Origin of the sequence: Curvibacter gracilis ATCC BAA-807 (assembly GCF_000518645.1) — a bacterium.
Classification (GTDB): domain Bacteria; phylum Pseudomonadota; class Gammaproteobacteria; order Burkholderiales; family Burkholderiaceae_C; genus Curvibacter; species Curvibacter gracilis.
This window is the reverse complement of the sequence record NZ_JADZ01000033.1, coordinates 16,073-41,138: the sequence shown is the minus strand read 5'-3', so window position 1 is coordinate 41,138 and position 25,066 is coordinate 16,073. Positions and strand designations below refer to the sequence as shown.

Annotated in this window: 20 protein-coding genes and 1 pseudogene; 6 read left to right on the top strand and 15 right to left on the bottom strand. The window is 67.3% G+C overall.

The features are described from left to right. The first annotated feature begins 585 nt into the window (after positions 1–585). From L880_RS0121515 to L880_RS0121500, 4 genes are all read left to right on the top strand, one after another. A complete protein-coding gene (locus L880_RS0121515; RefSeq protein ID WP_084461512.1) occupies positions 586–1,674 on the top strand; it encodes a porin in 1,089 nt (362 codons plus the stop codon). A 76-nt stretch (positions 1,675–1,750) separates the two neighbouring features. Continuing rightward, on the top strand, positions 1,751–3,118 hold the full coding sequence (locus L880_RS33090; RefSeq protein ID WP_051443497.1) for a carboxylesterase family protein: 1,368 nt from the start codon (positions 1,751–1,753) through the stop codon (positions 3,116–3,118). Positions 3,119–3,174: 56 nt separating this feature from the next. Continuing rightward, positions 3,175–4,383, top strand: a complete 1,209-nt coding sequence (locus tag L880_RS33085; RefSeq protein ID WP_051443496.1) for an MFS transporter — start codon at positions 3,175–3,177, stop codon at positions 4,381–4,383. Positions 4,384–4,447: 64 nt separating this feature from the next. Beyond that, positions 4,448–5,635 carry a methyl-accepting chemotaxis protein gene (locus tag L880_RS0121500; RefSeq protein WP_027477433.1) on the top strand — a complete coding sequence of 396 codons (1,188 nt, stop codon included), beginning with the start codon at positions 4,448–4,450 and terminating at the stop codon, positions 5,633–5,635. Positions 5,636–5,711: 76 nt separating this feature from the next. Here the strand turns inward: L880_RS0121500 and L880_RS0121495 are convergent, their stop codons facing one another. The 3 genes from L880_RS0121495 to L880_RS0121485 all read right to left on the bottom strand — a co-directional run bounded on the left by L880_RS0121495 (position 5,712) and on the right by L880_RS0121485 (position 10,696). Continuing rightward, a complete protein-coding gene (locus L880_RS0121495; RefSeq protein ID WP_043330191.1) occupies positions 5,712–6,854 on the bottom strand; it encodes a GGDEF domain-containing protein in 1,143 nt (380 codons plus the stop codon). 421 nt (positions 6,855–7,275) lie between these two features. After that, on the bottom strand, positions 7,276–8,820 hold the full coding sequence (locus L880_RS0121490; protein ID WP_027477431.1) for a PAS domain-containing methyl-accepting chemotaxis protein: 1,545 nt from the start codon (positions 8,818–8,820) through the stop codon (positions 7,276–7,278). A gap of 115 nt (positions 8,821–8,935) precedes the next feature. After that, positions 8,936–10,696: a methyl-accepting chemotaxis protein gene (locus L880_RS0121485; protein WP_027477430.1), complete on the bottom strand. Its 1,761-nt coding sequence runs from the start codon at positions 10,694–10,696 to the stop codon at positions 8,936–8,938. A gap of 218 nt (positions 10,697–10,914) precedes the next feature. On the opposite strand from L880_RS0121485, the gene L880_RS35825 reads away from it, so the two are divergent. Together L880_RS35825 and L880_RS0121475 are read left to right on the top strand one after the other, a co-directional pair. Continuing rightward, positions 10,915–11,052, top strand: coding sequence for a hypothetical protein (locus L880_RS35825; RefSeq protein WP_157463014.1), 138 nt, complete (start codon positions 10,915–10,917; stop codon positions 11,050–11,052). A gap of 295 nt (positions 11,053–11,347) precedes the next feature. Further along, positions 11,348–11,746, top strand: a pseudogene (locus L880_RS0121475) (RNA recognition motif domain-containing protein); the annotation flags it as partial. Between the two features lie 94 nt (positions 11,747–11,840). Here the strand turns inward: L880_RS0121475 and L880_RS0121470 are convergent. The 12 genes from L880_RS0121470 to L880_RS0121415 all read right to left on the bottom strand — a co-directional run bounded on the left by L880_RS0121470 (position 11,841) and on the right by L880_RS0121415 (position 25,063). Then, positions 11,841–12,833 carry an NAD-dependent epimerase/dehydratase family protein gene (locus L880_RS0121470; RefSeq protein WP_027477428.1) on the bottom strand — a complete coding sequence of 331 codons (993 nt, stop codon included), beginning with the start codon at positions 12,831–12,833 and terminating at the stop codon, positions 11,841–11,843. Continuing rightward, entirely contained in the window at positions 12,833–13,447 is a 615-nt protein-coding gene (locus tag L880_RS0121465) for a cupin domain-containing protein (RefSeq protein ID WP_027477427.1), read from the bottom strand. Before L880_RS0121465 ends, L880_RS0121470 begins: the two co-directional genes overlap by 1 nt. A gap of 80 nt (positions 13,448–13,527) precedes the next feature. Beyond that, positions 13,528–14,331, bottom strand: a complete 804-nt coding sequence (locus L880_RS0121460) for a cyclase family protein (protein ID WP_019577379.1) — start codon at positions 14,329–14,331, stop codon at positions 13,528–13,530. 34 nt (positions 14,332–14,365) lie between these two features. Continuing rightward, positions 14,366–15,616 (bottom strand): MFS transporter, encoded by a 1,251-nt coding sequence (locus L880_RS0121455; protein WP_157463013.1) that lies wholly within the window; start codon positions 15,614–15,616, stop codon positions 14,366–14,368. Next, positions 15,613–16,764: an FAD-dependent oxidoreductase gene (locus L880_RS0121450; protein ID WP_051443494.1), complete on the bottom strand. Its 1,152-nt coding sequence runs from the start codon at positions 16,762–16,764 to the stop codon at positions 15,613–15,615. Before L880_RS0121450 ends, L880_RS0121455 begins: the two co-directional genes overlap by 4 nt. Then, positions 16,761–17,135, bottom strand: a complete 375-nt coding sequence (locus L880_RS0121445; RefSeq protein WP_027477424.1) for a Rieske (2Fe-2S) protein — start codon at positions 17,133–17,135, stop codon at positions 16,761–16,763. Before L880_RS0121445 ends, L880_RS0121450 begins: the two co-directional genes overlap by 4 nt. Before the next feature lie 13 nt (positions 17,136–17,148). After that, positions 17,149–18,120, bottom strand: coding sequence for a VOC family protein (locus tag L880_RS0121440; RefSeq protein WP_027477423.1), 972 nt, complete (start codon positions 18,118–18,120; stop codon positions 17,149–17,151). A 30-nt stretch (positions 18,121–18,150) separates the two neighbouring features. Then, positions 18,151–19,323, bottom strand: coding sequence for an alpha/beta hydrolase family protein (locus L880_RS0121435; protein WP_027477422.1), 1,173 nt, complete (start codon positions 19,321–19,323; stop codon positions 18,151–18,153). A 41-nt stretch (positions 19,324–19,364) separates the two neighbouring features. Then, the gene (locus L880_RS0121430) at positions 19,365–19,868 is read right to left on the bottom strand and encodes a nuclear transport factor 2 family protein (protein ID WP_027477421.1); all 504 of its coding nucleotides are present in this window, start codon (positions 19,866–19,868) and stop codon (positions 19,365–19,367) included. 48 nt (positions 19,869–19,916) lie between these two features. Then, the gene (locus L880_RS0121425) at positions 19,917–22,346 is read right to left on the bottom strand and encodes an efflux RND transporter permease subunit (RefSeq protein WP_027477420.1); all 2,430 of its coding nucleotides are present in this window, start codon (positions 22,344–22,346) and stop codon (positions 19,917–19,919) included. Further along, entirely contained in the window at positions 22,343–23,602 is a 1,260-nt protein-coding gene (locus L880_RS33080; RefSeq protein WP_084461511.1) for a WD40/YVTN/BNR-like repeat-containing protein, read from the bottom strand. Before L880_RS33080 ends, L880_RS0121425 begins: the two co-directional genes overlap by 4 nt. 99 nt (positions 23,603–23,701) lie before the next feature. Continuing rightward, the gene (locus tag L880_RS0121415) at positions 23,702–25,063 is read right to left on the bottom strand and encodes a DUF1329 domain-containing protein (RefSeq protein ID WP_342669185.1); all 1,362 of its coding nucleotides are present in this window, start codon (positions 25,061–25,063) and stop codon (positions 23,702–23,704) included. Positions 25,064–25,066 lie beyond the last annotated feature (3 nt).

Sequence of the window (25,066 nt, the reverse complement as noted above, 5' to 3'; positions counted from 1 at the left end):
GCATTTTAAAAATCGGGCTTCCGAGATCAACAGGAATATCCCGCCATATTCAAAAACACCGAGCCAAATTCGTGCCACCGAAAAATGCCGGAAATCATTCAAAACCACCCTGAACGCGCAATCAGCGCACCAAATCAGCGCAGATTCTTTTATTTGAATGACGCGGCATTCCAAAATCGTGCACCTTCTGCCCCAATATGCGACATCCATCACCGGGTGGCCCTGACTGATGCTCGGCCATCAGAAGCCGCTTGAGCCCAGGCCGATCAGGGATGACCCGGATTCAGGGCCCGAGAAAGGCCGTTTTCATGGGCTGATGCTGGCCATCTGCTGAGTTGGCGCGGCTTGCGGGGTCGTCGTGAGCGTACACCAGACTGCCCGAAAAAGAACTTCCAGGGCTGCAAATTGCGTGAAAACCCCAATAAGAAAACCCCAACCAGGGCGACAAGCCATGCCAGACAAAGTGCCCAACATCTCAAGAAAATGACAGGTTTGTTTTGAGACGGAGCGTTCCACGAAACCCCATCGACGCTTGGCAAATACTGAAACTATATTCAGCCGTCACCCCCACTCACAAAACAAACCATGCAATACCCTCTGAAAAAACTGACTCTGGGAATCATTACCGGCACGGCTCTTGGTGGATTATGCAGCCCGTCCCAGGCGCAATCTCAGGCGCAAATATATGGCTTGCTGGACGTCAGCACGGGCAGCACGCAATTGGCAGGGGCCGCCAAGACGGCCGGTGTGTTCAACGGGTCCATGACCACCTCGTTCTGGGGCATCAAGACCCAGGAGGACCTGGGCGGCGGCTGGGGCGCGCTCTCGCAGATGGAGTCGTTCATGCAGGTGAACAACGGCTCGGCGGGGCGCAGCAGCGCAGACTCTTACTGGGCCCGCACCTCCTGGGTGGGGCTCTCCAACCCCTGGGGCGTGCTTCAGCTGGGGCGTGCCGTGACGCCGGGCTTTCTGATGGCCATCAAACTGAACCCCTTCGGTTCGGCGTCTGCCCTGGGGCCATTCATCATGCACACCTACCTGCCGAGCGCGACCCAGCCCTTCATGACCAGTGAAGGCGGCAGCGATTCGGCCTGGTCCAACAGCATGGCCTTCACGAGCACCGACATGAGCGGCTGGCGCTTCACCGTTCAAAGCGCCTTGGCCCAGGGCGGCACCACGGGCAAGCGCAACACGGCGGGCCTGAGCTACACCCACGGGGCGTTCTACGGCGGGCTGGTTTACGAGAAGATGGACCAGATGAGCATGAACTGGGGCGCCCCCGTGGCCCCGCTGGCCACCGCGGCACGCCCCTTGATCACAGCCAGCAGCGTGCAGAACGTCCAGACCGGGGCCAGTTACGACCTGGGGCCGGCCAAGCTGTATGCCCAGAACCTGAAGTCACGCATCGATGCGGCCAGCGGGGCCGAAGCCCGCTTGAACACCTCGCAGCTCGGCACCTCCGTGCTCGCAGGCCCGGGGCGGGTTCTGTTCTCCGTGGCACACACCGCCCAGACACAAAGCGCCAAAGCCAGCCTGGCCCGCACCACGGTGTCGGTGGGCTATGACCAGTGGCTGTCGAAACGCACCGACGTCTATGTGGCGCTGCTGCGTGACCGGGTCACGGGCATCAACCCCGGCACCTCGGTGCTGGTCGGCCTGCGGCACACCTTCTGAATCTCATGCAGCCGGCCCTTGCGGGCCGGGCGATTTTTCCATCACACACCTCCACCACACACCACGCCTCTATTCCATGTCGACTGTTGACCATCCCATTGCCCACGCCCCCTGCGGTACCTTTGCAGGCCTGGCCCTGGAAGGTGTTCAGGCCTTCCGAGGCCTGCCTTACGCGCAAGCCCCGGTGGGCGCACTGCGCTTTCAACCGCCCGCACCTCGGCCGGCCCCGGTGCCGACGGATGCCCCGCCCGCACAGGCCCGCGCAGCGGGCGCCATCTCGCTGCAAGCGCCCTCCCGCCTCAGCCGGGTCATGGGGGACTTTCAGAGCCCGGCCTCCGAAGACTGTCTGCGCCTGAGCGTGTGGACCCCGGCGGCCGATGGCAAACGGCGCCCGGTGATGATCTGGCTGCATGGCGGCGCCTTCATGACGGGTGCAGGCGACCTGCCCTGGTACGACGGCGCCCGGCTGGCCCGCGAAGGCGACATCGTGGTGGTGGGTGTGAACTACCGCCTGGGCGCCCTGGGCTTTCTGTGCGGCCCCGGCGTCTCGCCCGGCAACCTGGGCCTGATGGACCAGGCCCTGGCGGTGTCGTGGGTGAAGGACAACATCGCGGCGTTTGGCGGCAACCCGGAACAGCTGACGCTGATGGGGCAATCGGCTGGCGGGCTCTCGATTGCGCTGCTGTTGTGTGCCTACCCCCAGTTGCCGGTACAGCGCGCCATCATGATGAGTGCGCCCCTGGGCCTGGAACTGGGCACGCCCCAGGACGCCGCCCCCATGGCCGCGGCCTATGCGCGCTCGCTGGAGCCCTTCCGGCTGCAGTCGGCCTTGCTGCCCGGCCAGTTGATGGCGGCGCAGGGCGCTGCAGCCAAATTCTTCATCGAGAACCAGGCCAAGGCGGGCGACGTGGCGCCACCGTTTGTTCCGGTGGCCGATGGCGCCTTGCTGCCCACACCGGCCGGACTCCAGGCCGCACTGGCGCAAGCAGCCACCCGGGTCGACGTGATGATCGGCACCACACGCGATGAATCGACGGCGTTCTTTGAGCGCGGCCCATACGATGCCATGACCCAGAATGTGTTTGAAACCCCGTCCTTGCTGTGGGCGCGCCAGGCGGCCGAAGCCGGGCGTGGCGCCTACGTCTACCGCTTTGACCACACGCCCGGTGGTGAAGCCTTGGGCGCCACGCATTGCATCGAACTGCCGTTTGTATTCGGCAACCGCGAGGCCTTTGCGACAGCGCCGATGCTGGGGGGACTGGACGAAGAGGCGTTCGAGCAGATCTCCCGCCCCATGCGGCAGGCCTTTCTGGGCTTCATCCGCGATGGGCGCCCCGCAGCCGAGACCCTGCCCGACTGGCCCGCGGTGCAAGCGGATCGGCCGATCCAGCGCCTGCACTTCGCCCCCCGCACAGCGCTGCAGCAGGTGGCCGGCACACCCTGACCACGGCACCGGCTCGCCCTGACCTCTGACCCCCATCCCCTTCTGCGGAGTACCCCATGCGCAAGATCAGCTTGCTAGCCTTCCTGACCATTCTGGTCGATGGCTTCGACACGACCTCCATCGGCTTTGTCGTCCCAACCCTGGCGGCCCAATGGCAGCTTCCGTTGTCGGCCTTCACCCCGGTCTTCGTGGCCACCAGCCTGGGCGCGGCCCTGGGCTATGCCCTCAGCGGTCGACTGGCGGTGAGCCTGCAGCGCCGCGACATCGTGCTCGGTTCGGTGTTTCTGTTTGCGCTGGGCTCTTGCCTGGGCGCGCTGGCCGGGTCGGTGCCCGTTCTGGCCGCCATCCGCCTGCTGTCCGGGATCGGCCTGGGCGCGGCCATCCCGGCGGTCGTGTCGCTGGCCGTGGAGGGCACTGCGCCGGAGCGCAGAGAATCCGTGACGGTGGGTGTGACGTCCGGCCTCTCCCTGGGCGCCGCGCTGGGGGGCGCCATCGGCGGCAAGCTGATCCTGAGCTGGGGTTGGGGCTCGGTGTTCCTGCTGGGCGGCATCGCCCCCTTGCTGCTGCTGCCAGCACTCTGGGCGCACCTGCCCGCCGATGCACCGGCGCCGGCCGGCATGGCGACCGCAGGCTCTGCAGGGCACCCTCACGCCGCGCGGGTCAGCGCCCTGTTCGGTGCGGGCCTGGCACCCCAGACGATGCTGCTGTGGGCGTTTTCGTTTTTGATTTTCACGGCCGTCTATGCCTTGACCTTCTGGGTTCCGTCCATGCTCCATCGCTTGGGCTTTGACACCTCCGGCGTGGCCTTCGGCTCGGCGGCCATGGGCATCGGTGGCGTGGTGGCCGCGCTGGCGTTGATCCCGCTGAGCTTCCGCTTCCATGTGCGCAAGATCCTGCTGGCCTGCTCGCTGCTGGGTGCCGTCGCCTTGGTGCTGGGCTGGTCTCTGGCCGCAACGCCAGGCCTGCTGCTGGCGCTGATCGTGGTGGTGGGTGCCTGCCTGATCGCGGGCACCATCGGACAGGTTGCGCTGGCGGTGAGCCTGTACCCCCCGGCCCTGCGCACGGCAGGGATTGGCTGGAGCGCCGCCATCGGCCGCCTGGGATCGGTTTTGGGCCCGGGCCTGATGGGCGCCTTTGTGGCCAGCGAACTGCCCGCCCCGCAGTGGTTGCTGCTGCCGGTGGCCCCGATTCTGCTGGCTGCCGTGGCCCTCTGGGTGGCGCAAAGAATGACCTCCCGCAAGCCGGTCGGTCTTGGCCGGGCCTGAGTGACACGACAGCGCCCCCCCACCATGGCCGCCTTGCCATTCGTTCACGCCCCCAGGTGCTGACATGAGCCTCACCATCCGAGCCAAGATCGTGCTCACCTTCGGGCTGTTGATCGTGACGCAGATCGCCGGCCTGCTGGCGGACCTGCTGGCGAACACCACGACCGCTTCCACCAACGGGGCGTTCGTGGGCACCTTCAACCGCGCCCAGCAAGGGGTCTCGATCCTGATCTGTCTGGTGGCGGGCCACCACTTCTACCAGGTCATCTGTGGCGGCCTGAACCGGCAGGGCCTCAAGTTCAAGGCCCTGACCGAGTCGCTGGACCTGAGCATGCGCGCCAACAGCCCGCGGCCGGATGAGTTCGGCACCTCGGCCAAAGCCTTCGACAGGCTTCTGGACAGCCTGGAACAAGCCCTGGCGCGCATCCGGACGGCCACCGAATGGGTGAGCCTTGCGACACAGGAGATCTCGGCCGGCAACCTGGACCTCTCTGCCCGCACGGAGCAGCAGGCCGCGGCCCTGGAGCAGACCTCGGCCAGCATGAGCCAGGTCGCCGAGGCCGTCAAAACAAATGCCGGCCGGGCCCAGGTGGTTTGTGGCCTGGCAGCGGAGTCACAGCTCATCACGCAACAGGGCTGGACAGCCGCCCACCAGATGAAGAACACGCTGGACAGCCTGAGTGGCAATTCGGAAAAGATCACGGAGATCACCAGCGTGATCGAAGGCATCGCCTTCCAGACCAACATCCTGGCCTTGAACGCGGCCGTCGAAGCCGCCCGCGCCGGCGAGCAGGGGCGGGGCTTCGCCGTGGTGGCGGCAGAGGTGCGCAACCTGGCCCAGCGCTCGGCCAGCGCAGCCCAGGACATCAAGAACGTCATCGCCTCCTCGGTGTCGCACATCCGGGACGGGGCGCAACAGGCGCAACAGGTCCAGACCCTGGTTGAGAAGATCCAGGCCTCCGTGCAACGGGTGACCGAACTCACGGCAAACATCGCCAGTTCCTCGTCCGAGCAAAGCCTGAACATCGATCAGGTCCATGAAGCGATCCGGTTGATGGACCAGAGCACGCAGCAGAACTCGGCCTTTGTGGAGGAGATCGCCGCAGCCGCCAGCTCCCTGGACGAGCAATCGAAGAGTCTGTTGCACACCGTGGGCATCTTCAAGCTGCGCGCCGCCGTGCCGGCACTCGGTGGCCGGGCCGTGAGCCCGCATGAATCCTCGCGGCAGCTTGAGGGCGTTGCGGCCGCATGAATGGCTATTGCAGGCGACCGTCTTGCCCGGCGCCACGCGCCCCTGAGCCATTGGTAGCGGCAGGGTTGAAGCGGAATCAGCCTTCGTGCAAAACGACGCAGTTGCGCTGACGGCGCTTGGCTTCGTAGCAGGCGAGGTCGGCCAGATTGAGCCAATGGCTCCAAGGCTGACCTGGGGTGCTGACCCAGACCAGCCCGATGCTGGCAGTCACCGTGCAGTGGCCCGAGGCACCGGTGTCGATGGTTTGGCCGGCCACTGCGCCGCGAAGACGTTCCGCGACTGCCCGGGCGTTGTCCTTGCTGACCCCCGGCAGGAAGACCGCGAACTCCTCACCGCCCAGGCGAACCAGGGTGTCACAGTCGCGCAACTCTGTTTTCAGCGCAGCGGCAGAGGCAGCGAGAACGCGGTCCCCGGCATCGTGACCGTGGCTGTCATTGATTCGCTTGAAGTGGTCCAAATCAAGCACGGCCAGGGCCCACCCGGTATGGGCCAATTCAGGGAGTCGACTCGTCAGGTAGCGCCGATTGCCCACGCCAGTGAGTTCGTCGGTTTCGGTGGCGTGGCGAAGCTTGGACTCCGTGCGCTCATTGACGAGGGACATGATCCACAAGACGATGCAGAAATTGAAAATGATCTGCAGGAAAAAGGCCTCGGCGACGGGTAGCTCATGGGCCCCCTCGTTCAGCATGCACACGCCCAGCACGCCGTAGACGACACCACTGCTCAGCATGGTCAAGCTCAGCAGCCCTCTGGAACGCAGTGGATCGGCATGACGGTCTCGCCAGATGATGAGGGCCGACCAGATCAGGAAGAAGCAGGCGTTGAGATGAAATGCAGTCGCACGCGGTGTGTTGGTCAGCGGAAACTGGGTGATCAGCCCGACCAGGATCCACCCCACAGGAATCGCCGCCACCAGCCTCTGATAGCGACGCCAGGGGCCGCCGCTCAGTTCAGACGCCCCCATCCACATCAGCGCGTAGCCGGCGCAACCCATGGCCAGTGTCAAATGCGTCCACAGCGCATCGGGCAAGACATTGAACTCGCCCATGGCCGCGATGACGCCGCCGAAGCCCAGCATCAGGAAGCAAGACGCCAGAAAACCCAGGCCGGGGTGGCGCTGGCTGCGGCTGCGCAAATTGAAAATGCCCATGGCGCCTGCCAGCAGTGACGACACCTGCAGCAGCAGCACAGTCGGCAAATCAACGGATAAATGAAACATTGGCAATCAGCCGGCAAAAGACTCGAATAACAAAATGTCGGCACTGCAGTGCAAGGCAGCGTCGACAACATGTTACTGGGCGGGCGTGACAGTGATGCCGCCATGAGGGGCGCCCCCTGCTTGGTTTTCTGGGCTTTCAGGTCCAGGTGATTGGCGTCACAAGGCCCCGCGGCTGGCGATTGCAGGGCTGCAGGGTTGCACGATTGCGTTTGGAGCAGCGCAGCGGCGCGCGTTGATGCCCAGGTTGACGCGATGCGTCGGAACAGCCACCAGGAAGCTTTCAGATTCACCCGCCCCGTGGTGGGGTGAGGCGCCACACCACCAAGGCCATTCGCGACGCGCGGGGAAGAGTGATTCGGGCGGGGTTGAGGGCGGCCTCCACGCCGGCAGCGTGCCTTCGGGTACCGCCCTGGTGATTTGATTACCCGTGGAACACCGATACCGCGGCCACCAGGAGCCTGGACTGGTCCTGCAAGCTCTGTGCTGCCGCCGCAGACTGCTCGACCAGGGCCGCGTTTTGCTGGGTGGTCTGATCCAGGTGAGAGACTGCCTCTTCGATCTGGGCCACGCTCGTCGACTGCGCCGACGATGACTGGCTGATCTCGGTCACGAACACTCGGGACTGGGCCACCGCGTCGGCAATGCTCTGAATGGCCTTGGCGACGGACTGGGCCTGCTCCTCGCCGACGGCCACGTTGGTGCTGCTGGCATCGATGAGGGTGCGGATCTCCTTGGCTGCCGCTGCCGAACGGGTCGCCAGGGCCCTCACCTCGGACGCGACCACCGCAAACCCTCGCCCCTGTTCACCGGCCCGGGCGGCTTCCACCGCCGCGTTCAAGGCCAGGATGTTGGTTTGAAACGCAATGCTGTCGATGAGGCTGGTGATTTCGCTGATCTTCCTGGAGGAGTCCGAGATGTCCCGGATGGATTGCGACATGCCGTGGACCACGGCAACACCATCGTCGGCGCTCACCGCCGCCGCCTGGGCCGCACGGGCGGCCTGGTCTGCGGCTTGGGCATTCTGGTGCACGATCTCGCTCACGCTGGAAACGGACGCCGCAATCTCCTCCAGCGCGGCCGCAGCCTGCTCGGTTCGATCGGACAGGTCCATGTTGCCGGTGGCGATCTCCTCGCTCGCGTGGTCCACCGTGCCCACCTGGGAGGCCACATCGTCCACGATCCAGCGGAACATCAGGCCCAGTTGGTTCACGGACCGCGCAATCAGACCGATGTCGTCAATCCGCTGCATCTGCAGGCTTTCGGTGGCACCGCTGGCCACGGCCTTGACATGGTGCCCCAACGCAGCCAGCGGCCTCACCAGCTGGGTCTCCAGCCAATAGCCCACGAGGGCCTGCAGCACGAATGCGCCCAACATGATCGCCCCCGTGTGTTGGGCCTGTGCCCCCCAGAGGTGCGCAGCGACGCCCACCGCAGGCACCGACAGGATCAGGGGCAACCAGGTGCGCGTCCGAACCGAGAGCGTCTGGTTCCAGGACATCCAGGAGCGCCATCCTCTGCGCACCAAGGCCCCGCGGAAGATCTTCCAGCCCTGGCGCTTGCCTTCACGAAATTCTCGGTACAGCGACTCGGCGGCCTCGACCTCCTGCCGCGTGGGCTTGGTTCGGACCGACATGTAGCCCACGCATTGGCCCGAGCGCACGATCGGCGTGGCATTGGCACGGACCCAGTAGTGATCCCCGTTCTTGCGCCGATTCTTGACCAACCCTGTCCATGCGGTACCGCTTTTCAGCGTGTCCCACATGTCAGCAAAGGCCTGCCTGGGCATGTCGGGGTGGCGCACCAGGTTGTGGGGTTGACCCAGAATCTCCTCCTCGGTGTAGCCTGCCACCGAGATGAATGAGCTGTTCGCATAGGTGATGCGACTGTCCAGATCGGTGGTGGACATGAGTGTGGCGTCCGCAGGGAAGTCAAACTCGCGCTGCGTCACGGGTTCGTTGATTCGCATTGAATTTCTCTTTTTTATGGGCAACTTGTGTCCACCCCAAGGCATCGCGGGCCAGGCCTGGCCTGCGCGGGATGGGCGAAGGGGGTGAGAAGCGCTCAGAGGCACACAGAGGCACTCAGAAGCTCTCCCATTGATCGTCAGGTGCCGCCTTGGCAGAGCTGCTCGGCGCTGCTGCTTTGGTTTTGGCCAACGCCAGTTCGGGCACTGGCTTCAAGGCGGGTGGGTGCTTGGGCTGACCCGGCGCTGCCCTCAAGGCATGGGGGCCCGGTACGGGCTTCCGGGGCTCCGACTGGGTCAGGCGCTCCTGGTCATGGGCCAGCTTGAAGATGGATACCGCAGCCACCAGTTGCTGGGCCTGGTGCTCCAGGCTTTGTGCGGCGGCGGCACTCTCTTCAACCAATGCCGCATTCTGTTGCGTCATCTGATCGAGCTGATTGATGGCCTGGCCGATCTGCGTCACGCCCGAGCTCTGCTCGGAGCTCGCCGAGCTGATTTCACCCACGATATCGCTCACCCGCGTGATGGCGGACACCACTTCGTCCATGGTCTGGCCCGCCTGATCCACCAGGAGCGTGCCTCGCTCGACCTGATCCACGCTCGCACCAATGAGTGTCTTGATCTCCTTGGCCGCCTCTGCTGAGCGGCCTGCAAGGCTTCTGACCTCCGAGGCCACCACAGCAAAGCCGCGCCCCTGCTCCCCCGCTCGTGCGGCCTCCACGGCCGCATTCAGCGCCAGGATGTTGGTCTGGAAGGCGATCCCATCAATGACGCCGATGATGTCGCCGATTTTCTTGGAGCTGTCGTTGATGCCCTTCATGGTGTCCACCACCTGGGCGACCACGGCGCCCCCCTTGCTGGCGACATCCGAGGCGTTGTGAGCCAGTTGGTTGGCCATCTTGGCGCTGTCTGCGTTGTGGCGCACCGTGGTGCCAAACTCGTCCATGGTCGCGGCCGTCTGCTGCAGCGCACTCGCCTGCTCTTCGGTTCGTTGGCTCAGGTCAGTATTGCCCACTGAAATCTGGGAGGATCCCGTCGCAATCGAGTCCGAGGCGCCGCGCACCTGGCTGACGATCTGCACCAGGCTTTGCTGCATGGCACCGAGGGATTCAAGCACGCTGCCCGATGGCGCCGATTCGGCACCGACCACGGGGCTCAGATCTCCCCTCGCGACCCGTTGCGCCGCCTCCCCCAAGGCCCCGGGTTCGGCCCCCAAGGCCCGAGCCAAGCTGCGCGCAATCAAGGCCCCAGCCACGACGGCCGTCGCCAAAGCGATCAGGCACGCGACCAGCAACCCATTGCGCTGGCTTCGATAGTGCTCTTCGGCCTCCTTGATCATGGCCTCCGATCGCTGGGCTGTGGCTTGGGCATAGGCGTCCGCCTTTTCGATGAGTGCCGCCAGCAGCGGGCGGCACTCATCGTTCATCTTGGCGATGGCTTCGTCACGCTTGCCTTGAGCAGCCAGTTTCACGATGGCCAGAGCGACCGGACCGTAGGCCTGCTCAACCTTCTCGATCTCACCCACCAGCGCCTTGACGGTGGAGGGCACCTCCTTACCCGCCACCATTTCTTTCATTTTTGCCAGATCCTTCTGGATCGCTTCATGGGCCCGGATGACGGCAGATTTCTCCAGTTCCAGGTCGGCAGGCTTGGTGACCAACACCAGGTTGCGGGCCGCAATCGCCCGGGCGTTCACCTCCGAGTGGATGCGATCGACCAGCGCGGCCCGCGCATTGATGCCGCTCACAAACGACTCAAATGCCTGGTTGGCATCCTGCAGTGCATTGATGGCGATGCCTGACGCGATGAGCACGAGAACCGCCAAGCCACCGAAAGCTGTGTACAACTTGGCCCGAACGGATATGTGATGAAAAGCCATTTCTAGCATCCCCATGATGTTTGTATCATAATTATTTATTAAACAAGCATCGCTGTCAAATTTATCATTGGCCAATCAAAATTCTTGGGTTTGCTGGGAGTTGCTTGTTTCGGTGCTAGGCGGCTCCACGAGGGAGGACTGTGGGCTTCTCAACGATAGGGGCCCTGCGCAGAGGGGCAGCCGATCAACCAATGGGCACAGGCCCTGGAACAACCAGGATGCCGCACCGCTCAGGCGATGACGACCCGACCGCCAACACCATCAAGGTGATGACCATGCAGGTGAGCAAAGGGTTGGAGTTTCCGGTGGTGACGGTGGCCGGACAGGGGGCCTTTGGGGCCATGCTGACTGCCTGAAGCCAGCAAGACGGCGGCTTTGCAGGGCGCGCACCTTGGCGATTTCAGGCCGAATGGCCCCAATTCCGTGCGTTTTCGTCTTTTTCCATCCACAAACCCTGTTGAAAATCAGGGAATGAAAAAAAAAGAGCGGTGCGACCCCTGCTTGACGGTTTTTTGGAGCCGTATGCGCGTTTAATCGGTTGGCGCGGATTTTTTATCCAAGCAATTTGCGGTGAATGGCCAGGTTTTCGTCTGATGTGTGCGTTTTTCGGGACTCCATCGCTTTGTCAATGTGTTTTTTAGGAGTCCCAAAATGGGCAACAAACTGTATGTCGGCAACCTGCCTTATCAGGTTCGTGACAACGATCTGGAACAAGCTTTCAGCGAATTCGGCACTGTCACCAGCGCCAAGGTCATGATGGAACGTGACACCGGTCGCTCCAAGGGTTTCGGCTTTGTCGAAATGGGCAGCGACGCTGAAGCGCAAGCCGCCATCAACGGCATGAACGAACAATCCCTGGGTGGCCGCAGCATCACTGTGAACGAAGCCCGCCCGATGGAACCCCGCCCGCCCCGTAGCGGTGGCTTCGGCGGTGGTGGTGGTGGCGGCGGCTACGGCGGTGGCCGCAGCGGTGGTGGCGGCTACGGTGGTGGCGGCGGCGGCGGTTACGGCGGTGGCCGTAGCGGTGGCGGCGGCGGCTACGGCGGCGGCAACAGCTACTGATTCTCAACAGGCCTCTGGCCTGTGAATTGAAAAGATACCCCTCTTGCAGGGGTATTTTTTCGTCTGTACTTTTCTGCGTTTTTCAAACATCAGCCGCCAGCACCCGCGCCACCAGGCCCTGCACCGAGCCATCGTGCACAAAGCCTGCGGCTTCGGCCAGCGGCGTGAGCAGCGGCGGCTGGCGGCCGAACAGGGCTTCGATGCGGTGGTCGGGGCGGTGCTGGATCAGCGCAGCGGCCGAGGCCCCCAGACGCTGGGCGGTGGCCTCGATGACGCTGGCCACCGGCAGGCACAGCACCGGCAGTTGCCAGCAGCGCGAGGCCGGCATGGCCGAGGCGCTCAGGCTGGCCGCGTGCAGCAGGTTGTCGAGGCAGCAAGCCAGCGACATCCACCAGGCGCTGGCCTCGGGCGACACGGGGCACTCGTAGGGGCGGCCCTCGCGCAGGGCATGGAAGATCTGGCTCATGAAGGCCGAGCCGTGCCCGCTCTCGGTGGCCGGGCGGGCCACGATGCCGGGCAGGCGCAGGCTGCAGCCGTCCAGCTCGCCACGGCGGCTGAAATCGGCCAGCAGCAGCTCGCTCATCCACTTGTGGGCGCCGTAGCTGAGCTCGGGCTGGGGCAGTTGCTGCTCGGTGACGGGCTCGGGCCCGAGGGCGCCGTAGACGGCCACCGAGCTGGCCAGCACCACGCGGGGTGGCGATGTACGCCCCTGGCGCCCCTGACGTGTCAGGCCGGCCAGGTGCTCCAGCAGCTGCACGGTGGCCAGCAGGTTGGCCTGGATACCGGCCTCGGGCTCGCGCTCGGCCAGGGCGCCGGGCATGCTGGCCAGGTGGAACACCTGTTGCGGCGGGTCGTCCGACAGATGCTGAAGCAAGGCCGGATCGGCAAAGCTGCCGGTGTAGTGGCGATGCTGGGGCCCCGGCGGGCCTTGGCGGAAATGCCGGTCAACCAAGGTGAGGCGTATGTCACCCTGCCCGGCCCCGCCCTGCCCTGCCCCTGTGGGCGGCCCCTGCAACAGGCGTCGCACCAGCGCCGCGCCCACAAAGCCGTCCGCCCCGGTGATCAGCACATGCATCAGGCGGCTCCTGCGGCGTGGGCCGCGCGGCCGGCCAGGCCGCGCGCGATGTCGGCGTCGTAGTGCCCATCGACCAGCACGAACAACATGCGGCACGGCCGGCCCGAGAGGTTGGCCCAGGCGTGGTTGGTGCCGCGCTGCACCACCACGCTGCCCGGGCGCAGCAGCACCTCGGAGTCGTCCAGCACCAGGGTCATCTCGCCTTCGATGACCACGCCGTAGTCCACCGATTCGGTGCGGTGCATCAGGGGGTGGGGCGAATCGGCGGCCACGGTGGAGGCGGCGGCGTCGCCGATCTGGGTGAAGGCCTCTTTCATGCGGCCGGCCCCGGTGGCCAGGTAGTCGGCGGTGTCGGGCGGGATGTCGACAAAGCGCATGCGCGTGCCCTGGGCCGGCGGCGGCAGGCGCAGGGCGCCCAGGGTGGGATCGGCGCCGTTGTCCACGCGGGCGGGGCTGGCGTCGGTGCTCCAGACCTCATGGAAGACGGTGCCCGGAATGGCCTCGATGGCCACCACGGTGGGCAGCGGGCCCTGGCTGCTGATGATGGCCCGACCCTGGCCGTCGTGGCCGGTGACCACGCGGTGGATGGGCGGGAAAGAGGGGGTGGTGCTCATGGTGTGCAGACGCTGGGTTCGTGTGGAGGGTTCGTGTGGAGGGTTTTTGCGGAAGCTTCGTTCGGATGGAAAGAGGCGGATCAGACCGGGTCGAAGATGGCCACGGCCCGGGTCCAGCCGGCCGAGGCGCCGCGGATCTTGTGCGGAAAGCAGCTGATGGTGAAGCCGTGCGGGGGCAGCACCTCCAGCTGGTGCAGCTTCTCGAGGTGGCAGTAGCCGATGTCGCGCCCGGCCTTGTGGCCCTCCCAGATCAGGGCTTTGTTGCCGGTTTCGGCAATGCGCTGGGCGGTGTAAGAGAAGGGCGCATCCCAGCTCCAGGCGTCGGTGCCGGTCAGCCGCACACCGCGCTCGAGCAGGTACATGGTGGCCTCGTAGCCCATGCCACAGCCGGCGTTCAGGTAGTCGCTGTGGCCGTAGCGCTCGCCCGCGCGCGTGTTGACCAGCACGATGTCGAGCGGCTGCAGGCTGTAGCCGATGCGGGCCAGCTCGGCCTCGACATCGGCGGCGGTGGCCACGTAGCCGTCGGGGAAATGCCGGAAGTCGAGCTTCACGCCGGGCTGGAAGCACCACTCCAGCGGCACCTGGTCGATGGTGATGGCGGGCCGGGCCTCGCCCAGGCGGGCGTCCATGGTGGCGTGGAAGTGGTAGGGCGCGTCCAGGTGGGTGCCGTTGTGGGTGGTGAGGGTGACCCACTCGGCCGCGGCGGCCTGGCCGTCGGGGTAGTCCGCCGGCACGGTGCCCGGCAGCATGTGCATGAACTCGGGCAGGGTGTCGGCGTGGGTCTGGTAGGTGATGCGCGGCGCCAGCGGCGGTGGGTCGGACAGCACATCGTTTTCCAGGTAGATCGACAGGTCGACCAGGCGGCGGGTGGGTTTGGTACTCATGGGTAGCTTGGCTAGGACTTGAAGGGAGGCGCGCTCAGGCGGGCTGCGCTGGATGGGCTGATGTGCGCTGGCGAGCCTGTGAGAAGCAGGCCACGGCACAGGCCGCCGTGAGCACGGCCGCCACGGCCAGGCTTTCGTAACCGGCCCACTTGACCAGGGTGCCGCCCAGCACGGGGCCCAGGGCGGCGCCGGCCATCATCATGGCCGGGGTGGCGGCCAGGGCCCGGCCGCTGGGGTCGAGCCGCGCCAGCAGGCCGAAGGCAAAGGTGTGGGTGAAGATCATCACCGCGGCAAACACCGAGGCGGCGGCGGCATAAGGGGCAAACTGCTGGCTTTGCGTGATGACCAGCACCAGCACGGCCTGGGCCAGCGGGCCGCACAGCACCACACGCTCGGCCAGCCAGCGCCGCTGCAGCAGCGCGGCCAGGCCGGCGGGCAGCAGGTTGACCAGGCCCAGCGCCACCAGCACCGCATTGACAGCCTGCAGGCCGAAGCCCCGGTCCATGCCGATGCGCTCCAGAAAGCTGAACATCATGGCCTGCACCACCGCCATGCAGCTGACCCCCAAGGCCCCCAGCCAGACGGCTCGACCCAGGGCCACACGGGGAACTGCAGCCGGGCTGCCCTGCCCTGCCACCGGCACCTGGCCCCGCACGCGCTGCGGAAACGCCAGCGCGGTGGCCACGCAGGCCACGGCCATGACGCCGGCAAACACCTGGAACAGCAGAGCCCCGCCCAGCTGGGCCAACAGGGGTGGCACCGCCGCAAAGAACAGCACGGCAAACACCCCCAGCGCGATGCCGACAAAGGCAAACAGCCGGTGCGGGTTGGCGCTGCGCGCAATGGTGCCGTGGGTGCAGCTGAGGGCGGCGGCCGAGGTGACGCCGGCCAGGGCGTGCAGCACGGCCATGGTGGCGTAGTCGGTGGTCTGCGACACGCCGGCAAAGGCCAGCGCGGCCAGGCCAAAGCCCAGCGCGGCCACCAGCCGCCCGGGCAGGCGGTGCAGGCGCGGCGCCACGGCCAGGCTGCTGAACACCGCCCCCACCAGGAACAGGGTGGCCAGGCCCCCGGCCTGCTGCGGGTCCAGTTGGTAGGCCGAGACCAGGGTGCCCACCCAGACCGGCAGGGCCACCAGGTCGAGCATGCCGGCGCAGTGCGCCAGCATCAGCGCCAGCCGGGCCGGCCAGCGCTCGGTGTCGGCCCGTTCTGCAAAAGCGGAAGCAGGAACAGAAGCCGCTGCGGTGGCCGCAGCCGGCGCGCGCGTGGTGGACAGCGGCTGGCTCATACGGGCTCCGCCAGGCTCATCAGCGAGGCGCGCATGATGCGCGCGTGTTCGGCCTTGTCGCCACCCGTGATCTCGATCTCGCCCAGGCGGCCCGAGTTCTCGACCACCATGCGGCAACGCTCCCAGCGCCGGTTCTCAAAGCGTTGCAGGGCGGCGTCCAAGCCGTCGCCGGGCTCCAGCTCCTGGGCCAGCACCAGGGCGTCTTCGATGCCGATGCAGGCGCCCGAGGCCAGGTGCGGCGTGGTGGCGTGTACGGTGTCGCCGATCAGCACCACCCGGCCCTGGTGCCAGGGGCGCGGCATGAGCAGGCCTTCGAGCGGGCGGAACACGATCTGCGACTCGGGCGTCAGCAGGCTGCGCAGCTGCTGGACCAGGGGGGCGCTGAAAGGGGCCAGCAAGGCGTCGAGCAGGCGATGAAAGTCGGCCGGCGGCACGTGGGTGTTGTGCTCGCGGTCTTCGGTCAGGAACAGGTACATCTCGGTCTTGGAGACCGGGTTGACGCCCACCTTGATCTTGGGGCCCACCCACATCATGGCGTGGTCCACGCTGTCGGGGCGGGGCAGCACGGCGCGCCACACGGCCTGGCCGCTGTAGCGCGGGGTCGGGGCCTGCGGGAACACGGCCTGCCGCACCTTGGAGTACAGGCCGTCGGCACCGATGACCAGGTCGTAGCGGCGCTGGCTGCCGTCGGTGAAGCGCACGTCGACGCCTTCGGCGTCCTGGCGGATCTCGGTGAAGGTGCTGCCCAGAAACACCTGGGTGCCCGAGGCCCGGGTGGCCTCGGCCAGCAGGCGCGCCAGCACGGGGCGCATGATGGCGCCGCCGCCCGGCACATCGGCCCCGGCGATGCGGGGCGTGGGCAGCAGGGCCAGCGTGGCGCCGTTGGGGGCCAGCAGCTCGACGCCATCCGAGGCATGGCCGACTTGCAGGAAGGGGTCCAGGATGCCCAGTTGTCGGAAGGCCCGCAGGGTGGCGCCACCCAGGCTGATGCCCGCGCCATAGGAGCGCCAGCCGGGGTCGATCTCGACCAGGTCAACCTGCTGGCCGCGCTTGCGCAACTCGATGGCAGCCGCCATGCCGGAAAAGCCGCCGCCGATGATCAGGATCTTGTGTTGTTGGGACGATGGTTGAGGGTGGGATGGGGTCATGGGATGTCTCCGTTCTTTGAAATCAGTTGGTGGCGGTGCAGGCTCAACTCGCCCTGGGGGCTTTGCTCGATGGCCAGCCGGGCCAGGGCCTGCCCCAGGCAGGGGCCCAGGGTGCATTGCCCGGTGGCGATGTCGAACTGTGCGCCATGGGCGTGGCAGACGATGCGGTCGCCGGCCGCGTTGAGGTAGGCGTCCTTGCGCCAGGCCATGGGCGTGCCGCCGTGGTGGGGGCAGGCATCGCGGTAGGCATGGACCTGGCCCTGGCGGCGCACCAGCAGCACCGAGTCCTGCCCCTGCTGCAGGGGGTCGAAGCCACGCGAGCTGCCCTCGGGCAGATCGTCCAGGTGGCACAGGCGGATCCAGGGTGACACGGTGGCGCTCGCCTCAGTGTTCTGCCTGAGCAGAGTGAGCGGCCTGAGCTGCGCCGGGCGGCGGGCCGGAGGGGGCCCACTTCTCGCGGTGCTGGAACAGGAACAGCTGCGAGGCGTCGGCGCCCATGGGGGTCTCGCGGGCCTGCCATTGGTCGTCGTGCAGGTCCATGTCGGCGTCGTACTCGACATGGCAGCCCAGCGGGCTGTTGAAGTACCAGAACCAGTTGGAGCCGAAGCGGTGCCGCCCCGGGCCCCAGAACGACTGGTAGCCCTGGTTGACGAAGCGCGTGCCGGCCTGCATCAGCTCGGACGGGCCCCCCAGGTGGAAGGTGAAGTGTTCCACCCCCTTCATGAACGGGGGGGTCTGGATCAGGAACAGGGTGTGGTGGTCCAGCGTGCCGGCGGGGCGCAGAAAGGGGCCCACGCCGGTGAAGCGGTCGGTGCAGCGAAAGCCCAGGCGCTGCACATAGAAGGCCTCGGCCCGGGCCGCATCAGGCACAAAGTAGACCACGTGCGACAGGGTGCGCGGGCGGATGGCGGTGTCGTCGCTGGCCGCCACCTGGTTGGCCGGGCGCTGTGCCGGTGCACCGGGGGCGTTGACGGTTTCGGCCGGCAAATCGAGGGGACGGCGCACGCTGAGCTGGAAGCCCAGGGCAAAGCCCATGTCGTCCTGGGTTTCGAGCGAGCCGTCGGGCAGACGGCGCACCTCGCGGTCGCGGCCCAGTTCAGCGGCAATGGCGTCCAGGGTGGCGGCATCGGCCACGCCGTAGACAGTCTTGCGCAGCTGGCTGGCCGTGCCCAGGGGGGCGGGCAAGGTGGGGTCGTCACGGCGGGCCAGCACGATGGCCGTGCCGTCCAGGGCTTCAAAGCGGCCGCCCTCGGCGTTCACATCGACCGGCTGCAGGCCGTAGTCGGTGAGGTAGCGGCTGCAGGCGGCGAGGTCGTCCACGCCAAAGACCAGGGCATCGGGTCCGATGATGTTCATGCAATGTCTCCAGAAAAGAGGGCGGTTGAATCAGAGGGGGGTGCCCTGCGCGGTGCGCCCGCCCAGGGTTTCGGCCACCCAGTCGGCGATGTAGGCACCGGCGTTGGCCGAGTTGTCGAAGCTCGAGTGCTGCACGCCGCCTTCACGGTCGGTGAAGACCTTGAGCTCGCGCTTGGGGCTGTTCACCAGCTGCTCGTAGGTGCGGTGGGCCCAGTGCAGCGGGATCTGCGAATCCTTCTCGCCATGGGTGACCAGGAAGGGCACGCGGATGCGGTCGAGCACGCCGTCCAGGTGCACGTTCTCGGCGATGCGCATGAAGTCGTCCTGGTCCTTGGCGCCCCAGACCCAGCGCACATGCTCCCAGTAGTGGGGCACGGGCAGGCTGCCCTCGCGGGCCAGGCGCTTTTTCTGCACGTCGCGCCAGTCGTGGTTGGCGCCCCAGACCACGCCGCAGGCAAAGCGCGGCTCGAAGGCCACCGCACGCGGGCAGTAGTAGCCGCCCAGCGACACGCCTTCGAGGCCGATGCGCCGGGGATCGATGTCGCTGCGGGTTTCCAGCCAATCCACCACGCGGCTGGCCCAGTGCTCGCTGTCGTAGCGGGCGGTGAGGCCCTGCAGGCGCAAGGCCTCGCCGGTGCCGGGCTGGTCGATGATCAGCGAGGCCACGCCGCGTTGCGCCAGCCAGGCCGGCAGGCCCACGCGGTATTTCATCTCCTTGGTCGAGTCCAGGCCGTTGACCTGGACCAGGATGGGCGCCGGCCCGGTGACGCCGTGGGCGCGCACGAACAGGCCCGACAGGTGCTGGCCCTCGTAGGGGATGCGCACGAACTCGCAGTTCTCGCCGGTCAGCTCGACGCCGCGGCGGAAGGTCTGCAGAAACTGCTGGTACAGGGCCAGCCGACCCTCGCTGCCGTGCGCCAGCAGGCGCTCGGCCGTGATCAGGTAGGTGGCGGCGCGGTTGAGCTTGTCGCCGGCCGAGATCAGCCGGCCACGGCCCTCGTCTTCGGCGGCCAGTTCGCTGAGCTGGTTGGCCATGCGCACCCAGGTCTCGCGAAAGGCGGCGGTGCCGGCCGCGTCGGGTTGCTTGGCGGCCTCGGTCAGGGGCGCGCACATGGCCTGGATCTCACCCATGCGGGCGCCCATTTCGATGGCCAGGTTGATGGACAGATCCCAGACGTAGTTGGTGGGGAAGAAACGAAACATGCAAGGTCCTCTTCAAAAATGCGGTGGGTGAGCTACCGGGCTCAGTGCGCGCCGGGCCCGATGCCCAGGCTGGCAAAGAAGCGGCGGGTGGGCTCGTCGGCAAAGTCGGGCACGAAGCGGAAGGCCACGATGCGGCCCTGGCGCACGCGCACCTCGTCGGTGCCCAGCGCACGCTCCACCCCGGCGCGGCGGGTCAGGGCGCTGCGCAGCTCCAGCGTGGCGCGCACGGTGTCGCCCTGGACCTGGGTGCGCAGCACGGTGATCTCGCCGGCCTGGCTGAGCACGGTGGCGTCGATGTACAGCGACAGGCACTGCTTGTTGCTCATCTCGGGGCGGCAGGCCGGGAAGTCGGAGCGCTCGACGTCGTCGGCGATCAGCGCCTCGACGGCCGCCTTGTCATGCGCCTTGACGGCGGCCAGGTACTGCTGGAACACCTGGTCGGGGGCGGTCTGGGCATGGGCCGCCACGGCAAGGCCGCTCATCAGGGCGGCGGCGAGCGCCGCGCGCAGGGGGTGGCGGCCAAAGAGCAGCTTGCTCAGCTTCATGGGGTCCTTCTTTCGGGTTCGGGTGGGTTCGGGTGGGTTCACGCCAGGTCAGGCAGGCTGGGGCGGATTCATGGCCGGGCCCGTGCCGGGTGTGCCGGATGTGGCAGGGCGCAGCAGAAAGTGGGCAAGTGCGGGCAGCAACACCAGGGCGCCGAGCATGTTCCAGAGGAACATGAAGGCCAGCAGCAGGCCCATGTCGGCCTGGAACTTGATGGGGCTGAACACCCAGGTGACCACCCCGATGGCCAGGGTGACGCCGGTCAGCATGACCACCTTGCCGGTGAACAGCAGGGCCTGGTAATAGGCCTGCGACAGCGTGGCACCGGCACGCAGCCGGGCCAGGGTGATGCTGAGGATGTACAGCGCGTAGTCCACCCCGATGCCCACGCCCAGGGCGATCACGGGCAGGGTGGCCACTTTCACGCCCATGCCCAGCCCCACCATCAGGGCCTCGGCCAACACCGAGGTCAGCATCAGGGGCAGCACGGCCACCAGCACGGCGCGCCAGGAGCGGAAGGTGATGAAGCACAGCAGCACCACCGCGGCATAGACCATGAGCAGCATGTCGTGCCAGGCGCTCTTGACCACGATGTTGGTGGCAGCCTCGATGCCGGCCGAACCTGCGGCCAGCAGAAACTCGCCCTGCGGGCCGTTGTTGTCGCGGGCGAAGGCCTCGACCTGGGCCACCACGCGGTTCAAGGTGTCGGCCTTGTGGTCGCGCAGGTACACATACACCGTGAGCAGGCTGCAGGCATCGTTGTAGAGGCCGCGTGGCGCGCCTGCGGTGACGGTGTTGAGCATGTCCTGGTTGGGCAGGAACTCATACCACTTGGGGCTGCCCTCGTTGAGGCCGGACAGCACGCGGCGGTTCAGCAGCGACAAGGTGTTGGTGGCTTCCACGCCCTCGATCTGGCGCAGCTGCCACTCCAGCGCGTCCACCCGGTTGAGCACGGCGTAGTTGGCGCACTGGCCCTCGGGGGTTTTGACCATCACGGCCAGCACATCGCTGGAGGCACCGTAGGCGGCATTGACGTAGGCCACGTCGCGGTTGTAGCGGCTGTCGGCGCGCAGCTCGGGGGCGCCGGGGTCCAGGTCGCCGATCTGCAGCCGGGTGCTCCACTGGTAACCGACCGCGGCCAGGGCGGCGGCCACGGCCAGGGCCGCCAGGGCCCAGCGGCGCTGGGTGAAGCGGTCCAGCAGGGCCCAGGCCGGGTGGCGGGCGGCCCCGGCGGCATCGGCCAGCTCGCTGCGCAGGCTGCGCTCGGCTGCGGCCTGGCTGACGCCGGTGTAGCTGAGCAGGATGGGCAGCAGGATCAGGTTGGTGAAGATCAGCATGGCCACGCCCAGCGAGGCGGCGATGGCCAGCTCACGGATCACCTGGATGTCGATGACCAGCAGCACGGCAAAGCCCACGGCGTCGGCCAGCAAGGCGGTGAGGCCGGCGAGGAACAGCCTGCGGAAGGTGAAGCGGGCGGCCACCAGCGGGGGGATGCCGCGCCCGATGTCCTGCATGATGCCGTTCATCTTCTGGGCGCCGTGGCTCATGCCGATGGCGAACACCAGAAAGGGCACCAGGATGGAGTACGGATCCAGGGCATAGCCCAGGGTGGGCAGCAGGCCCAGCTGCCACACCACGGCCACCAGCGAGGCCAGCACCACCAGGGCGGTGGAGCGCACGCAGCGGGTGAAGCCATACACCATGCCCGCAGCAATGAGCACGGCCAGGGCAAAGAAGACCAGCACCATGCGCACCCCGGCAATGAGGTCGCCGACGATCTTGGCAAAGCCCGTGATGTGCAGCGTGACGCCACGGCCCTCGTACTTGGTGCGCAAGGCCTCCAGCCGCTCGGACAGCGCGGTGTAGTCCAGGCGGCGGCCGTCGGGGTCGCGCTCCAGCAGGGGCACGTACAAGGCGGTGGAGCGGCCATCCAGCGCCACCACCTGGCCCTGCTCGCCCGAGCGGGCGATGTTGGCCGCCAGCTGCTGCAGGCTGGCGGGCGAGCCGTCGTAGCCGTCGGGGATCACCGGGCCGCCTTCCAGCCCGTCTTCGGTCACGCCGACCCAGCGGGTGCTGGGGGTCCAGAGCGACTTCATCTGGGTGCGGGCCACCCCGGGGATCAGGAACACCTCGTCGCTGATCTGGCGCAGGGTCTCCAGGTAGGCGGGGTCGTACAGGCTGCTGCCGCGCTCGTTGGCCACGACGATGCGCACCGCATTGCCCAGGCCGCTGAGCTCACCCTGGTGCTGCAGGTAGTTCTGCACATAGGGGTGGCTGGCGGGAATGGTCTTTTCGAAGCTGGCGTTGAGCTGCAGGCGCGTGGCCTGCCAGCCCAGCACCACGGTGGCCAGCGCACAGAGCAGGACCACCCACAGGCGGTTGTTGAACAGCAGGCGCTCGATGGCCGAGCCCGAGCGGGCATCGAAATCGGCCTGGGCCGGCGGGCTGGCCTGAGACAGGGAAGGGGCGATGGCGCTCATGGCTGGGATCCGGCAGAGGGGGAGGACGTGGCGCGGGCGGTGGCCACGGAGGCCGTCGCAGCTTGGGTCGAAGGCGCGGTTGAAGGTTCTGACGCAGGCTGGTTGGCAGGCTGGTTGGCAGGTTCTCTGACGGGCCTCGGCAAAGGCGCCCCATCAGGCGCCAGCAGTTGGGCCCCCTGAAAGCCGAGCGTGAGCCAGCGGCCGCCGGCCAGGGGCAGCACGGCGCTCAGCGGGGCCAGGGGCTTGGCGTTGACGGGCTGCAGGGCGCCGTTGCGCTGCTGCAGCAGCAGGCCGGCCTGGTTGACCCACCACAGTTGGCCGCCAGCGCCCTGGGCCGAGCCGGTGATGCTGGCGGGCACCGGGTTGGCGATGGGCTGCCAGTGCTGGCCGGCATCACGGGTGTGCCAGATCTGGCCGCGCAGGCCGGCCACCACGAACTCGGTGGGGCTCAGCATCTCGGCCGTGAAAAAGCTGCCGGCGTAGGGGCTGGGCAGGCGCTGGAAATGCGCGCCCTCGTCGCTGGAGTACAGCAACAGGCCTTGTTCACCGGCCAGCAGGATGGCGCCGCCCCGGTGGCGCACGGCGTACAGGTGCAGGCCCTTGGGGTTGTCCAGCCGGGCCGACCAGGGGGCCCAGTGCTGGCCACCGTCTTCACTGGCCATGGCCAGGCCATAGGCGCCCACGGCCAGGGCGCGGCGTGGCGACAGCAGGGCCACGTCGAGCAGGGGCTTGTCGGCGCCGTCCTGGACCAGGCGCTCGGCCTGGGCCAGCGGCATGGGTTGCGTGTGGGGCTGCGGTCGGCTCTGTTGGCTGGCCCGGGCTTCATCGAGCAGGGCCTGGGCGATCTGGCGGCCGTTGAGGCGCTGCTGCCAGCTCTGGCCGCCGTCGTCGGTGCTCAGCACCACGCCGGCATGGCCCACGGCGATGCCGTGGCGCTCGTCGGCAAAGCGCACGGCCGTCAGGGTGACGCTGACCGGCACCTGGGCCTGGCGCCAGCTGCGGGCCGGGTCGGCGCTGAGCAGCACCAGCCCGCGCTCGCCCACCGCCACGGTGGTCGGGCCGGCCTGGGCCGCCGCCAGCAGCACCGAGGCGGGCCCCAGGCGGGTGGTGAGCGCGGGGCGGTCCAGGCTGTCGCCCACCGGAGCGGCCTGGGCCTGGCCGAACAGGCCCGACAGCAGGGCCCCGAACAGCAGGGCGACGGCACGGGATGGACGCCGGCCCTCCAGGGCGGTCGGGGCGTCAGCTTGCGCGTTCATGGCTTGTCTCTTTGTGCAGATGCGGGCCGCGGGCCGGGCACAGCGTGCCCGCCGCAGACCTGGGAAGGTGTGGGATGGTGGGTTGGCGCACGGGGGTGTTCAGCGGATGCCCTCACCGGCCATGGCGTCGGGGGTGAACACAGTGTCGGGCAGGCGCGGCTTGATGGCGTACTGCACCGGCTTGCTGTTGTAGAGGTTGGCCACGTAGGCCTGGCCGGTGAGCAGATCGTTCACGCCCATGGCGCCGATCACCGTGCCCGGCAGGTCGGGGGCCACGAAGGTCTGCGACCACAGGGTGCGCCAGAGCTGCCCATTGGCATCCCAGCGGTCACCCAGCACGCAGTTCCAGGTGTCTTCATCGCAGTAGTAGCGGCTGCGCACCGCCTGATGGCGCTGGCCCTGGCGCAGCTTGGCCTCGATCACCCAGACGCGGTGCAGCTCCCAGCGCACGTGGTCGGGGTTGAGGTGGTGGGCGCCCAGCACTTCGGCGTCGGTCTTGGGCTGCAGCAGCTTGTTGCCGTTGTAGGGGATGACCATCTCCTGCTTGCCGACCAGGGTCCAGTCGAAGCGGTCGATGCGGCCGGCCCAGGTCTCCAGCTCGTCAAAGCTCATCACACCGGCGGTGGCGGGCGCCGGGGTGTCGCAGCAGGGGTTGGGCAGCTTGCGCACGCGGCGCTGGCCGGTGAGGTAGACCCAGGCCTGGTCTTTGCTGCCGTCCACCTGGTTGCGCCCCACGATGGCCTCGCCGGCGCGGATGGGCGGGCCGGTGTTGATGAGGCGGATCAGCCAGAACTCGTTCTTCTTGGCGAACTGCTCGGGGCTGCCGTCTTCGAAGTAGTAGGGCATCTGCTGGTCGGCCTGGCCCTCGGTGGTCAGCACCGCCTTGCCGTCGGCGGTGAGCTGGTACTGGGTGGCCTGCCACTGCCAGGTGGTGCCACGCCAGCGCAGGCTGTGGTTGCTGATGGCCTCGGCACCGCTCTTGGGGATGGGGAAGGGGATGCCGCCGTAGGCGCCTTCGATCACATCGTTGTTGAGCCGGGCGCGGGTGGCGTTCTTGAAGGTGTTGTCATACACCCACTGCGGGGCGGCGGCCGTGCGGTGGCTGGGGTACACATCGAGCCGGAAGCTGTCGGGGTACTTCTTGAGCATGGCCCGGGTGCCGTCGCTGAGTTTGGCGGCGTACTGATCTGCGTTCTTGGCGTTGATCGAGTACAGGGGCTTCTCGTCCTTGAAGGGGTCGCCGCGGCGGCCGCCGGGTTTGTCGCCGGGGATGGGCTGGGTGTGGCCCCCGGTCCAGGCCGGGATGCTGCCGTCGGCATTGCCGGCCTTCTGGCCCCCGAAGGGGGTCAACTCGGACTTGAGCTTCGCGGCCTCATCGGCACTCACCGCCGCCACTGCGGGCACCATCCCTGAAACCGCAGCAGCGGCGGTCAGCATCGAAATCAGCATTGTCTTGTTCACGCT